This window comes from Pseudomonas extremorientalis (assembly GCF_001870465.1).
GTDB classification, from domain to species: Bacteria; Pseudomonadota; Gammaproteobacteria; order Pseudomonadales; family Pseudomonadaceae; genus Aquipseudomonas; species Aquipseudomonas extremorientalis.
Genome location: NZ_MDGK01000055.1, coordinates 152,014 through 164,826, shown reverse-complemented (window position 1 = coordinate 164,826; position 12,813 = coordinate 152,014). Strand labels below are relative to the sequence as shown.

14 protein-coding genes are annotated in these 12,813 nt (G+C 62.3%); 8 read left to right on the top strand and 6 right to left on the bottom strand.

Going from position 1 to position 12,813, the window contains the following annotated elements; translation table 11 throughout:
* Nucleotide 1 precedes the first annotated feature (1 nt).
* Nucleotides 2–592 (top strand): hypothetical protein, encoded by a 591-nt coding sequence (locus tag BFN10_RS21745; protein WP_071491381.1) that lies wholly within the window; start codon nucleotides 2–4, stop codon nucleotides 590–592.
* Here BFN10_RS21745 and BFN10_RS21740 read toward each other — a convergent pair whose 3' ends face one another.
* Nucleotides 593–1,456 (bottom strand): LysR family transcriptional regulator, encoded by an 864-nt coding sequence (locus BFN10_RS21740; protein WP_071491380.1) that lies wholly within the window; start codon nucleotides 1,454–1,456, stop codon nucleotides 593–595.
* 102 nt (nucleotides 1,457–1,558) lie between these two features.
* Here BFN10_RS21740 and BFN10_RS21735 point away from each other — a divergent pair, with 102 nt between their 5' ends.
* Nucleotides 1,559–2,518: a DMT family transporter gene (locus BFN10_RS21735; RefSeq protein WP_071491379.1), complete on the top strand. Its 960-nt coding sequence runs from the start codon at nucleotides 1,559–1,561 to the stop codon at nucleotides 2,516–2,518.
* Here the strand turns inward: BFN10_RS21735 and BFN10_RS21730 are convergent.
* Complete coding sequence (locus tag BFN10_RS21730; protein WP_071491378.1) at nucleotides 2,432–2,803, bottom strand: VOC family protein; 372 nt, start codon at nucleotides 2,801–2,803, stop codon at nucleotides 2,432–2,434. The genes BFN10_RS21735 and BFN10_RS21730 overlap by 87 nt on opposite strands.
* 59 nt (nucleotides 2,804–2,862) lie before the next feature.
* Nucleotides 2,863–3,612, bottom strand: a complete 750-nt coding sequence (locus BFN10_RS21725) for a substrate-binding periplasmic protein (RefSeq protein WP_071491377.1) — start codon at nucleotides 3,610–3,612, stop codon at nucleotides 2,863–2,865.
* Between the two features lie 133 nt (nucleotides 3,613–3,745).
* On the opposite strand from BFN10_RS21725, the gene dnaX reads away from it, so the two are divergent.
* The 5 genes from dnaX (at nucleotide 3,746) to BFN10_RS21700 (ending at nucleotide 9,229) form a co-directional block, all read left to right on the top strand.
* Nucleotides 3,746–5,797, top strand: coding sequence for a DNA polymerase III subunit gamma/tau (gene dnaX / locus BFN10_RS21720; RefSeq protein ID WP_071491376.1), 2,052 nt, complete (start codon nucleotides 3,746–3,748; stop codon nucleotides 5,795–5,797).
* A 43-nt stretch (nucleotides 5,798–5,840) separates the two neighbouring features.
* Nucleotides 5,841–6,179 (top strand): YbaB/EbfC family nucleoid-associated protein, encoded by a 339-nt coding sequence (locus BFN10_RS21715; RefSeq protein ID WP_017527493.1) that lies wholly within the window; start codon nucleotides 5,841–5,843, stop codon nucleotides 6,177–6,179.
* 133 nt (nucleotides 6,180–6,312) lie between these two features.
* A complete protein-coding gene (locus tag BFN10_RS21710; RefSeq protein ID WP_071491375.1) occupies nucleotides 6,313–7,347 on the top strand; it encodes an NADP-dependent oxidoreductase in 1,035 nt (344 codons plus the stop codon).
* 65 nt (nucleotides 7,348–7,412) lie between these two features.
* Complete coding sequence (gene recR, locus BFN10_RS21705; protein WP_015885312.1) at nucleotides 7,413–8,015, top strand: recombination mediator RecR; 603 nt, start codon at nucleotides 7,413–7,415, stop codon at nucleotides 8,013–8,015.
* A gap of 65 nt (nucleotides 8,016–8,080) precedes the next feature.
* Nucleotides 8,081–9,229 (top strand): acyl-CoA dehydrogenase family protein, encoded by a 1,149-nt coding sequence (locus BFN10_RS21700; protein ID WP_071491374.1) that lies wholly within the window; start codon nucleotides 8,081–8,083, stop codon nucleotides 9,227–9,229.
* A 112-nt stretch (nucleotides 9,230–9,341) separates the two neighbouring features.
* Here the strand turns inward: BFN10_RS21700 and BFN10_RS21695 are convergent, their stop codons facing one another.
* Complete coding sequence (locus tag BFN10_RS21695) at nucleotides 9,342–9,890, bottom strand: adenine phosphoribosyltransferase (protein WP_071491373.1); 549 nt, start codon at nucleotides 9,888–9,890, stop codon at nucleotides 9,342–9,344.
* An 80-nt stretch (nucleotides 9,891–9,970) separates the two neighbouring features.
* Nucleotides 9,971–10,705: a fumarate/nitrate reduction transcriptional regulator Fnr gene (fnr, locus tag BFN10_RS21690; protein ID WP_071491372.1), complete on the bottom strand. Its 735-nt coding sequence runs from the start codon at nucleotides 10,703–10,705 to the stop codon at nucleotides 9,971–9,973.
* Between the two features lie 156 nt (nucleotides 10,706–10,861).
* Here fnr and BFN10_RS21685 point away from each other — a divergent pair, with 156 nt between their 5' ends.
* Nucleotides 10,862–11,359: a hypothetical protein gene (locus BFN10_RS21685; RefSeq protein WP_071491371.1), complete on the top strand. Its 498-nt coding sequence runs from the start codon at nucleotides 10,862–10,864 to the stop codon at nucleotides 11,357–11,359.
* 6 nt (nucleotides 11,360–11,365) lie between these two features.
* On the opposite strand, the gene hemN is transcribed toward BFN10_RS21685, so the two are convergent.
* Nucleotides 11,366–12,748: an oxygen-independent coproporphyrinogen III oxidase gene (hemN, locus tag BFN10_RS21680; RefSeq protein WP_071491370.1), complete on the bottom strand. Its 1,383-nt coding sequence runs from the start codon at nucleotides 12,746–12,748 to the stop codon at nucleotides 11,366–11,368.
* Nucleotides 12,749–12,813 lie beyond the last annotated feature (65 nt).

The window sequence follows — 12,813 nt, the reverse complement described above, 5'->3', positions numbered from 1 at the left end:
GATGATCCGTTTTCTAGCGATGGGTGTGTTGTCGTTGTGCGCCGTAGCCCCTGCGTTTGCCGGTTCGCCCGCGTTGCATTCGGGCAAGTACGAAGGGCTAATGCTGGCGGTGACGCCTGAGCATCAGGTGGAAGGTTACTACTCGGAGGAGATGGGCGAAGGCGTGACCCGCAGTTGCGCGTTCTACCTGCAGGGCAAACCCGCGGCGTTGACCACCTGGGCCGACGCCACCTACCCCGGCAGCGTGGCACCCTCGTCCGATGGCGTGACCCTCACCGTGGCAGAAGGCCGTCAGCATCCGGGTTGCCTCAATGTGCTGATGCCGGAAATTGCCACCGGCCTGGACCTGAGCCAGACCGCCAACACGAAATGGATCGGCTTGGTGAAGGTGTCCGCCGACAAGGCTTACCTGCTGAAAAACCCAAGCGCCAAGGCCGCCAAGCGTCCGTACATCGTCAAGAATGACGTAGTGGGGGTGCTGGCCTTCAAGGATGGCTGGGCCCAGGTCGAGTTCATCAATGCCGATGACCGTTCGTTTACCGGGTGGATCAGTCAGGATCAGTACAGCCGCCTGGCGGCACCCAAAAGCTGATCAGCCGAAGGTTTCGCGCAACAACCCGGCAAACGCATCCCGTGCCAGGTGCCGCTGGGTGTCCTTGTGCCAGAACAGCAGGTTGTCCACCGCCTGCAGTTCCTCGAATCGGTACGACGCCAATTGGTTGGCCTGTTCATAGCGGGCCAGGATGCCCTCCGGCGCCAGTGCCACGCCAATTCCCGCACTGACACAACCGATGATCGTGCCCCAGCTGGCATAGCTGGCAATGGCCGGCTTGAACGCGTGGGGCTTGACCCAGTTCTCCAGCGCCGCCCGATAAGGGCAGCCGGGCGGCCATACCAGCAGGGTGCGGCCGGCCAGGTCTTCGGCGCTGTGGATCGGTGCGCTGGAGGCGCTGGCGATCAGCACCAGGCGTTCACTGTAGACCACGCTGTGTTCGAGCTTTGCGCGTTTGTTGCCCGCGGCCACCAGCGCCACGTCCAGGCGGTGGTGTTGCAGGTCATCGAGCAGTTCGCCCCAGGCGCCGGTCACCAGCTCCAGGCTGACATCCGGGTAGCGCCGATGGTATTCGGCGAGCAACGGCGGCAGGCGTCCGCTGGCGCTGGACTCCACCGCACCGATACGCAGGGTGCCACGGGGGATGGCATTGGCATCGACGGCGCGTTTGGATTCGTCCACAAGGGCCAGGATCCGTTCGCAATATTCCAGGAAGATCTCACCGGCCGCACTGATCGCCAGCCCGCGTCCGGCACGGATAAACAGCGGTGTGCCCAACTCGCTTTCCAGCTGCTTGATGCGCGTGGTGATGTTGGACGGCACACAATGCAATTGCACGGCGGCCTGGGCCACGCTGCCGGTTTGTGCCACGGCGCGCACCATTTTCAGTTGGGCCAGTTCCATTGCTCAGTTCCAGTGATTTCAGAAGTCAGAAACGGTTAATTGTCCTGCGCGTTGCTCGGGCGAAGACTGACGGCATTCCTTCCCCGTTTTCGGATGCCGTCGATGAACACCCCGTCACCCCTGAAGCTTACGCTAGTCATCGCCAGCGTCATCCTCTGTTGGGCCTATTCGCCGATTGGCGTGCACATGGGCCTGCACAGCTACAGCCCTGGCCAGCTTGCGCTGTTGCGGTTTCTGATCGCCTCGCTGTTCATGGCCGGCGTGGCGCTGGTGCTCGGCATCGGTCGGCCACGCCTGCGGGATCTGCCGTGGCTGTTGGTGTTGAGTTTTTTCGGCGTGTTCCTGCACCACACCAGCCTCAATTATGGGCAGCAATTCGTGACGGCGGCGGCGTCCAGTGTGCTGGCACAATCGGCGCCGCTGTTCAGCGTGTTGATCGCGTTCTTCTGCTTGAAGGAGCGGGTCAGCCTCTGGCGCTGGAGCTGCGTGCTGCTGGGGTTGCTCGGCGTGCTGGTGGTGATCTGGGGCGATCACGGCGTGGGTGATATTGACCCGCGCGGCTTGCTGATTCTGCTGGCGGCAGTCTCATGGAGCCTGTACTTCGCCATCCAGAAACATTACGCCCATCGCTACAGCCCGCTGACGATGGCGTGCTACATGGTCTGGGCCGGCACCTTGATGCTCTGCGTGAACCTGCCGGGCCTGCCGGCTGCGGTGGTACAGGCGCCGTTGCCCGAGAACCTCGCGGTGCTGGTGCTCGGGGTTTTCCCCAGCGCCCTGGCGTACCTGGCCTGGGGCTATGTGTTGAAACATGTCGAGGTCAGCCGCGCCTCGGTAGCGATGTACCTGATCCCCCCGGTGGCGATGACGATGGCGGCCACGCTGCTCGGTGAGCACATCGCCCTGCAAGTGGTGCTGGGCGGCGTGATCGTGCTGGCCAGCGTGGCCGCCATCAGCCTGGAGGGGCGCTGGCGGTCAGTCGCTCAGGCAAAACGCGCGCAGCCGGTGGCCATCGAGGTCCTGGGCGACGAAGGTGTAGCCGAAATCCAGGGTGGTCGGTGACTGGATGATGGTTGCGCCGCGCTCTACCCATTGATCATGCAGCGCGTCCACCGCGGCCTGGTCAGCCAGGGACAGGCCCACTTCGCCGCCACCCCCGGTGAGCCGGGCCGCCGGTTCCACGGTATGACGCGACCACAGCCCCAGCTTTACGCCATTGTCGAGAATGAACAGCGCGAAGGTCGGGTTGAGTTCCACGGGCGGCTTGTCCAGCAGGCGGCTATAGAAGTTGGCGCTGGTGGCCGGGCTGTCGACGTACAGCAGGAAGTAATGGGCGAGGGTGTTCATGCAGGCTCCTTGGGAATGCGTGTTCGATTCGATGGAGCCAAGTCTATAAGGCGGCATTGTCAGTTTCTGTCAGGAGTCTCACCGGTGTAGAGCCGGATGATCTGCTCGATCTCGCCCGACTGCTGCATGCGCAGCAAGGTGCGCAGGATCAGCTGCACCGGCACATTCGGGTCGTTGCGCACGATGCAGCCCAGGCGCTGCTCATCAATCACCGCAACCTTGTGCAGCCGCTTGCCGACCGGCATGCGTTGGTTGAACCGCTCGAGTATCCATTCGTTGCTCACCGCAAACTTGAAGCGCCCGGCCACCAGTTTGTGCAGCACCTGCTCTTCGCTGCGCGCGTCGTCGCGGCTGAGCTGGCCGTTGGCGAACAGAGGGTCGAGGGACGCGTAGCGGTAGTTGAGCACAGTGCCGATGGCCTGCGGTGCGAGTGTGTCCAGCTGTATCGGCTTCGGGGGGATGTGGGTGCTCACCAACAGGTTGCGCTGCACCATCAGCGGCACGCTCCAGACGTAATCGCCGGACGCTTCGTCGACCCAGGCCTGGGTGACATAACAGCGCACATCGATATCGCCATGCTCCATGGCACTTGAGATACGCGCCCGTGCCAACACATGGAATTCGGCCGGCCGTCCGACCTGGGTAGCCAGGCTCAACATCAGGTCATACAAAATGCCCTGGGTGGGCCGGTCGTTGTCCAGTTGCACCATGGGCATCGCCCAGCTGTCGGAAACCGAGAAACGCAACGGTGCGGGCGCTGCCAGGCAAGCCATGGTGATCATCCATAAAGCGCCCAGGACTACGCGCATACACACTCCGGGTTCAGGCCTTTTTGGGGCCAACCAGGCAAGCTTAGTCAGATTAGGCGAGCGTGCCGGATGCAATTTCCCCCTTGCTCCGCTAGCATTACCGGCTTCCGCTTCCCAGTTGCGACGGTTTTCGATGAGTTATCAGGTTCTTGCACGTAAATGGCGTCCGCGCTCGTTCCGCGAAATGGTCGGCCAGACCCATGTGCTCAAGGCTCTGATCAATGCCTTGGACAGCCAACGGCTGCACCACGCCTACCTGTTCACCGGTACCCGTGGGGTGGGCAAGACCACCATTGCGCGCATCATCGCCAAATGCCTGAACTGTGAAACCGGTATCACTTCGACGCCCTGCGGCACCTGCTCGGTGTGCAAGGAAATCGACGAAGGGCGTTTCGTCGACCTGATCGAGATCGACGCCGCGAGCCGCACCAAGGTCGAAGACACCCGCGAGTTGCTCGACAACGTGCAGTACGCGCCCAGCCGTGGCCGCTTCAAGGTCTACCTGATCGACGAAGTGCACATGCTGTCCAGCCATTCCTTCAACGCCCTGTTGAAAACCCTGGAAGAGCCGCCGCCCTACGTCAAATTCATCCTGGCCACCACCGATCCGCAGAAACTTCCTGCAACGATTCTGTCGCGGTGCCTGCAGTTCTCCCTGAAAAACATGACCCCCGAGCGGGTGGTCGAGCATTTGACCCATGTGCTGGGCGTCGAGAACGTACCGTTCGAAGACGACGCGCTGTGGTTGCTCGGTCGCGCCGCCGATGGTTCGATGCGCGATGCCATGAGCCTCACCGACCAGGCCATCGCCTTTGGTGAAGGCAAGGTCATGGCCGCCGACGTGCGCGCCATGCTCGGCACCCTCGATCACGGCCAGGTCTTCGACGTGCTGCACGCGCTGATCGAAGGCGACGCCAAGGCGCTGCTCGAAGCCGTGCGCCACCTGTCGGAGCAAGGCCCGGACTGGAACGGCGTGCTCTCGGAAATTCTCAATGTGCTGCACCGTGTCGCCATCGCTCAGGCGCTGCCTGAAGGCGTCGACAACGGCCATGGCGATCGCGACCGTGTGCTGGCCCTGGCCCAGGCGCTGCCGGCTGAAGATGTGCAGTTCTACTACCAGATGGGCCTGATCGGCCGCCGCGACTTGCCCCTGGCGCCCGACCCGCGCGGCGGCTTTGAAATGGTGTTGCTGCGAATGCTGGCGTTCCGGCCCGCTGATTCGGCAGACGCGCCGAGACAGCCGCTAAAGCCAGTGGGGATCAGCCAGGCCACAGTTGATTCCGCCAAACCAGTGGCTGGCGCGGCGCAGGTCGCACCAGTGGTTGCTGCACCTGCACCTGCACCTGCACCGGTGCCTGAACCTGTGGCAGCTGCGCCAGTGGTCGAGCCGGCACCCGTTGTCCAGCCCGAGCCGGTCGTCGACCTGCCCTGGAATGATCCGGTCGAAGCAGACGCCGAGGCCGAGCAAGCGCCCGCCGTGGAGCCCGTGCTGGAAACCAGCGGCGAGCAGCCCGAACTGACACCGATGCCCACGCCGACTCCGGATAGCGTGGTGCCGGATGCCCCCGAATGGGTGTCTGCCCCCGTCCCCGAGCCGACCGTGGCCCAGGTGGAAGCCGCCACGCCGGGTATCGACCTCGACGACGAACCGCCGCTGGACGAAGACTACATCGAGCCGGACATGGATTCGGCCTACAGCTACCTGGACGACCTGGCCAGCGAGCACACCGCCGAACCGGCCCCCGAGCCCGAAGCGGAACCCGCTGCGGCCCCCGCCACCGGCCTGGCCCTGCAATGGCTGGAGCTGTTCCCGAAACTGCCGATCTCCGGCATGACCGGGAGCATCGCCGCCAACTGCACATTGATCTCCATCGAAGGCGACCACTGGCTGTTGCATCTGGACCCGGCCCACAGCGCCCTGTTCAACGCGACCCAGCAGCGCCGTCTCAACGATGCGCTGAACCAGTACCATGGGCGCACGCTGACCATCGCCATAGAGCTGATCAAGCCCGAGCAGGAAACCCCGGCCCAGGCCGCGACTCGTCGGCGCATCAACCGCCAGCGTGAGGCCGAGGATTCGATCCATGCCGATCCGCTCATCCAGCAAATGATGCAACAGTTCGGTGCGGTCGTGCGTCACGATACTATTGAACCTGTCGAAGCCCCGGTGCCCCAAGCGTCATAAAACCGGGCTACTTATTGATCCACGTACTTTTGAGGTGATTCCCATGATGAAAGGTGGCATGGCCGGCCTGATGAAGCAGGCGCAGCAGATGCAGGAAAAGATGGCCAAGATGCAGGAAGAACTGGCCAACGCCGAAGTCACCGGTAAAGCCGGTGGCGATATGGTCAGCGTGGTGATGACTGGTCGTCACGACATCAAGCGCGTGAGCATCGACCCGAGCCTGCTCGAAGGCGTCAGCGATGATGACCGCGAAGTGCTGGAAGACTTGTTCGCCGCGGCCGTCAACGACGCTGTGCGCAAGATCGAAGCCAACAGCCAGGACAAAATGTCCGGCGTGACCGCGGGCATGCAACTGCCTCCGGGCATGAAGCTGCCGTTCTGATCGGCGTGCTTTAGCTAGACTCCAATGCCAGGCCTTGTGCCTGGCATTTTTGTTTGTGCCAATTGGATCGAACCCGGGCACGCCACGCATGGTCTGCACCCTATACCGATGGATTCGATAAAGGAGCCCCTTCATGCCTCAAGAACCGACCCTGAACCAGCGCATCGTCCTGGTCTCACGCCCCCAGGGCGCACCCACCCCGGAAAATTTCCGCCTGGAACGGGTGAGCCTGCCGGAGCTGGCAGACGGCCAGGTCCTGCTGAAAACCCTGTACCTGTCCCTCGACCCCTACATGCGCGGCCGCATGAGCGATGCACCGTCCTACGCGGCGCCGGTAGAAATCGACGAAGTGATGACCGGTGGCGCTGTCAGTCGTATCGAGCAGTCGCGTAATCCGAAATTCGAAGTGGGCGACCTGGTGGTGGGTGCTACCGGTTGGCAGAGTCACAGCATTTCCGATGGTCGCAACCTGATGCCGGTGCCCAAGGGCCTGGCCAGCCCGTCGATGGCACTGGGCGTGCTGGGTATGCCGGGCATGACGGCCTACATGGGCCTGATGGACATCGGTCAGCCCAAGGCCGGGGAAACCCTGGTGGTGGCGGCCGCGTCCGGCGCGGTGGGATCGGTGGTGGGGCAGGTAGCCAAGCTCAAGGGCTTGCGTGTGGTCGGGATCGCGGGGGGCGCAGAAAAGTGCCGCTATGTAGTGGACGAGCTGGGCTTTGATGCCTGCGTCGATCACAAGAGCGCGACCTTTGCCGATGACCTGGCGCAGACGTGCTTCAAGGGCGTCGACATCTATTTTGAAAACGTCGGCGGCAAGGTGTTCGATGCGGTGGTGCCGTTGTTGAATCCGAAGGCTCGCATCCCGCTGTGCGGGCTGATCGCCGGCTACAACGCCCATGAAGCCCCCAGCGGGCCTGATCGTTTGCCGGCGCTGCAACGTACCTTGCTGACCAAGCGCGTGCGCATCCAGGGCTTTATCGTGTTCGATGACTACGGCGACCGCCAGCCTGAATTCCTCAGCGCCATGGCGCCGTGGGTGCGCGACGGCAAGATCAAGTTCCGCGAGGATGTGGTCGACGGTCTGGAGCGGGCGCCCGAAGCCTTTATCGGTTTGCTGGAAGGGCGCAATTTCGGCAAGTTGGTGGTACGCGTCGCGCAGGATTGAGTATTTGACGCTAATCCGGGGCGCGGGTATAAACCGCGTCTCGTTGTTTTGTCGGACCCATGCCCATGAGCTTCAGCCCCCTGATTCGCCAACTGATCGACGCCCTGCGCACATTGCCGGGTGTCGGCCAGAAAACCGCCCAGCGTATGGCGCTGCAACTGCTGGAGCGTGATCGCAGCGGCGGCACCCGATTGGCTCAGGCCTTGAGCCAGGCCATGACCGGCGTGGGTCACTGTCGCCAGTGTCGCACCCTCACCGAAGAAGAACTCTGCCCGCAATGCGCTGACCCGCGCCGCGACGACACGCTGCTGTGCGTGGTGGAAGGGCCGATGGATGTATACGCGGTGGAGCAGACCGGCTATCGCGGGCGCTACTTCGTGCTCAAGGGCCACCTGTCGCCCCTGGACGGCCTTGGCCCGGAAGCCATCGGCATTCCGCAACTGGTGGCGCGCATCGAAGAGCAGGGCACCTTTACCGAAGTGATCCTGGCCACCAACCCGACGGTGGAAGGCGAGGCAACCGCGCATTACATTGCCCAACTGCTCACCAACAAAGGCCTGATCACCTCGCGCATTGCCCATGGCGTGCCACTGGGTGGCGAGTTGGAATTGGTCGATGGCGGCACGCTGGCGCATTCATTCGCCGGCCGCAAACCTATCGCGCTCTGACTCCATGGCTTGATAACCAAGCAAGCGCTTGGTAATTTCGCTCCACCTTACCGTGGAGCTTGCCGATGTCTGCCTATCAGGACTACTTCGACCCCAGCCACCAATTGGTCCGCGACAGCGTGCGTCGCTTTGTCGAGCGCGAGATGCTGCCGGGTATCGAGCAATGGGAGGAGACGGAAAGCTTTCCCCGGGAGTTGTACTTCAAGGCCGGAGCGGCGGGCATCCTCGGTATCGGTTATCCCGAAGCTTTCGGCGGCAGCCACGAAGGTGATCTGTTTGCCAAGGTCGCGGCCAGCGAGGAGCTGATGCGCTGTGGCTCCGGTGGCGTGGTGGCAGGCTTGGGGTCGCTCGATATCGGTTTGCCGCCGGTGGTCAAATGGGCCAGGCCCGAGGTCCGCGAACGGGTGGTGCCCCAGGTGCTGGCCGGCGAAAAGATCATCGCCCTGGCAGTCACCGAACCGGGTGGCGGTTCTGATGTGGCCAGCCTGCAAACCCGGGCCATTCGTGACGGCGACCATTACCGCGTCAGCGGCAGCAAGACCTTCATTACCAGCGGCATCCGCGCCGATTTCTACACCGTCGCCGTCCGCACTGGCGGGCCGGGCTTTGCCGGGATCAGCCTGCTGCTGATCGAAAAAGACACCCCCGGTTTTACCGTCGGCCAGCCCCTGAAGAAAATGGGCTGGTGGGCGTCGGACACGGCTGAATTGTTCTTCGACGATTGTCGGGTGCCCGTAGGCAACCTGATCGGCGCCGAAAACATGGGCTTTGCCTGCATCATGGGCAACTTCCAGAGCGAGCGCCTGGCCCTGGCGCTCATGGCCAACATGACCGCGCAACTGGCCCTGGAGGAAAGCCTCAAATGGGCCGCCGAGCGCGAAGCCTTCGGCAGACCCATCGGCAAATTCCAGGTGATCAAGCATCGCCTGGCGGAAATGGCCACCGCCGTGGAGGTCTCTCGGGAGTTCACTTATCGGCAGGCAGCAAAGATGGCCGCCGGTATCAGCGTGGTCAAGGAGATATCCATGGCCAAGAACCTTGCCACCGACACCGCCGACCGCGTCACCTACGACGCGGTGCAGATCCTCGGGGGCCAGGGTTATATGCGTGGCAGCCTGGTGGAGCGGCTGTATCGCGACAACCGCATCCTCTCCATCGGTGGCGGTACCCGCGAGGTGATGAATGAAATCATCAGTAAGCAGATGGGCTTCTGATCTTTAGTGCCTTTCAGCGCCTCATCGGGGGCAAGCCCCCTCCCACACTTGACCGGTTCACAGATCAAAATGTGGGGGGGCTTGCCCCCGATGGCGTCAGCCCAGGCAACCGTTATTGTTCAGTCAGCGCAAACTGCGTCAGGCAGAACGTCGCAATCCCCATGTCCTCCAAACGTTGCGACCCCCCCAGCTCCGGCAAATCAATGATTGCCGCGGCCTCGAAGATCTTCGCGCCCATGCGGCGTACCAGGTTCGCCGCCGCGATCAGGGTGCCGCCGGTGGCGATCAGGTCATCGAACATCAACACCGAATCCCCTTCGCACAAGCTGTCGGCGTGCACTTCGAGGAAGGCCTCGCCGTACTCGGTCTGGTAACCCTCGGCCAGCACGTCAGCGGGCAGCTTGCCCTGCTTGCGGAACAGGATCAGCGGTTTGTTCAGTTGGTAGGCGATGATCGAACCGATCAGGAAACCCCGCGCATCCATGGCGCCGATATGGGTGAAATCGGTCTCGACGTAGCGGTGGGCAAAGGTGTCGGCCACCAGGCGCAGGGCTCGGGGCGATTGGAACAGCGGCGTGATGTCACGAAAGATCACCCCTGGCTTGGGGAAGTCGATGACGGGACGGATCAGGGATTTGATGTCGAACGAATCGAAGGTCATCGTCGAAGAGTCCTGGGGCTGGAAACGGACTCGAAGTATACCTGCGGCCTCGCCGGTTGGCGCGGCCGCAAGTGTCTGCGTCAACCGTCTAACGAACCACCGGCCAGCGCGCACAACTGGATCGGGTCGAGGATATGCACTTCCTTGCCTTCGGCGGCGATCAGCTCGTTCTGCTGGAAACGGGTAAATACGCGGGACACGGTTTCCACCGCCAGGCCCAGGTAGTTGCCGATTTCGTTGCGTGACATGCTCAGGCGGAACTGGTTGGCCGAGAAACCCCGGGCACGGAACCGCGCCGACAGGTTGACCAGGAAAGTCGCGATGCGCTCGTCGGCGGTTTTCTTCGACAACAGCAGCATCATTTGCTGGTCGTCACGAATCTCGCGGCTCATTACGCGCATCAACTGGCGGCGCAGTTGCGGCAATTGCAGGGCCAGCTCGTCAAGGCGCTCGAAGGGGATTTCGCACACCGAGGTTGTCTCCAGCGCCTGGGCCGACACCGGGTGGATCTCGGTGTCCATGCCCGACAAGCCCACCAGTTCGCTGGGCAGGTGGAAACCGGTGAGCTGTTCTTCGCCGCTGTCGCTCAGGCTGAATGTCTTCAACGCACCCGAGCGTACTGCATAAACGGAATCGAACTTATCGCCCTGGCGAAACAGGAACTCGCCTTTTTTCAGCGGGCGACCGCGTTTAACGATCTCGTCCAGCGCATCCATGTCTTCCAGATTCAACGAAAGTGGCAAGCAGAGGGGCGCCAGGCTGCAATCCTTGCAATGAGCCTGGCTGTGAGCGCGCAGTTTAACTGGCTCGGACATTTCTTAAATCCTTGTGGGAAAACACACATAAGACGTAAGGGTAACGCACTGTGGGCTGGTGAGGCCAGCGTGTACAAAAAACCAGCAACGGTATAAAGAGTTTTGTGTCGCCGCCGATACAAAGTCACGAACCCTTGAGCTTGGAGGCTCGATATCATGATTTCCATCGGTGCAACGAACGCTGCACGCACTCAGGTGCAGTCCTTTGCGGAGCCGAAAGACTTGGTGGCAGAAGCCAAGCTCACCAAGGCTGCCAAAGCGTTCAAGGACGCTACTGAGGCGCCGCTGCGGGAAAAAAAGGACGAGGAGGGGGTGAAGGTGACCTTTTCCGGAGCTGCCTTGAAAGCCCTGACGGAGGCCAAGAAACCCAGCAACGACATCGAAGACAGCGGTCTGCCGGATAACGTCCAGCAGGTTCTCAAGATGATTCGCAAGCTCAAGGAGCAGATCGCCGAGAAGCAGGCCGAACTGCAAGCCGTGATGGCGGACAAGAGCCTCAGCCCCGACGAGGCACGGATCAAGGTCAGCAATCTGCAAGGGGCGCTTGCCCAGTTGCAAGCGAGCCTGATGACTGCACAAACCTCCCTGGCCAAGGCCATGAAAGGCCTCAGCGGGGAAGACGCGTTGAAGGCCGGCTCCCTCGCTATGGCGTAGGGTGTTTCAGATCACCCGCGAAAACCGCTGCCTGTTCTGGTGCTCCAGGTAGGCATCGAACACCATGCACACCGAACGCACCAGCAGGCGCCCAGCTGGCAAAACGCGAATGCCTTGGGCGTCGAGTTCGATCAGGCCATCCTCGGCCATCGCCGTCAGTTGCGGCCAGATGTCGTCGAAATACCCGCGAAAATCAATAGTGAACGCCTGCTCGATCTCGTCGAAGGCCAGGCTGAAATTGCAGATCAACTGCTGAATCACCTCCCGGCGCAAGCGATCGTCCGTGGTGCAGACCAGACCCCGGCTGGTGGCCAGTTGCGCGCCGGCCAGGGTGTTCTGGTAGGCGTTGAGGTCACTGCTGTTCTGGCAGTACAGGTCGCCGATCTGGCTGATCGCTGACACCCCGAGCCCGATCAAGTCGCAATGACCGTGGGTGGTATAGCCCTGGAAATTGCGCTGCAGGGTGCCTTCTTCCTGGGCGATGGCCAACTCGTCGTCGGGCAGGGCGAAGTGGTCCATGCCGATGTAACGGTAGCCGGCCTGGGTCAGTTGCTCGATGGTGGTTTGCAGCATCAGCAGCTTTGACGCCGGGGACGGCAGTTCATCGGTGTTGATGCGCCGCTGGGGCATGAAACGTTCGGGCAGGTGAGCGTAGTTGAACACCGACAAGCGGTCGGGTTGCAGCCTGATCACCTCCTCCACGGTGCGCGCAAAATTGATCGGCGTTTGCTTGGGCAGGCCGTAGATCAGGTCGACATTGATCGAGCGAAATTGCAGGGTGCGTGCGGCATCGATCACCGCGCGGGTTTCTTCCAGGCTTTGCAGGCGGTTGACTGCCCGTTGTACCTCGGGGTCGAGGTCTTGCAGGCCGATACTCACGCGGTTGAAACCCAGTTCGCGCAGCAGGCCCATGGTGGCCCAATCCGCTTCGCGTGGGTCGATCTCGATGCCGTAGTCGCCCGAATCGTCATCCAGCAAATTGAAGTGCTGGCGCAGGCAGCTCATCACCTGGCGCAATTCGTCGTGGCTGAGAAAGGTCGGGGTGCCGCCGCCGAAGTGCAGCTGTTCCACCGGCTGTCTGGGGTCGAGGTGGCACGCCACCAGCTGGATTTCCTGCTCCAGGCGTTGCAGGTAGGCCTGGGCGCGGCCACGGTCCTTGGTGATGACCTTGTTGCAGGCGCAGTAGTAGCAGATGTTCGCGCAGAACGGCACATGCACATACAACGACAGCGGCCGCACCGCCTTGCGGCTGTCGCGCAGGGCGTGGAGCAGGTCGAAGGTGCCGACCTGGCTGTCGAATTGTACGGCGGTGGGGTAGGACGTGTAGCGCGGTCCCGCCAGGTCGTAGCGGTGAATCAGATCGGTATCCCAACGAATGGCGTCGAGCATGCGGGCGTTCCCCCGGATAGGCTAGTGGGCCGAGTCTAGGGGCTGGCCGGGGAGGCCACCTTGAT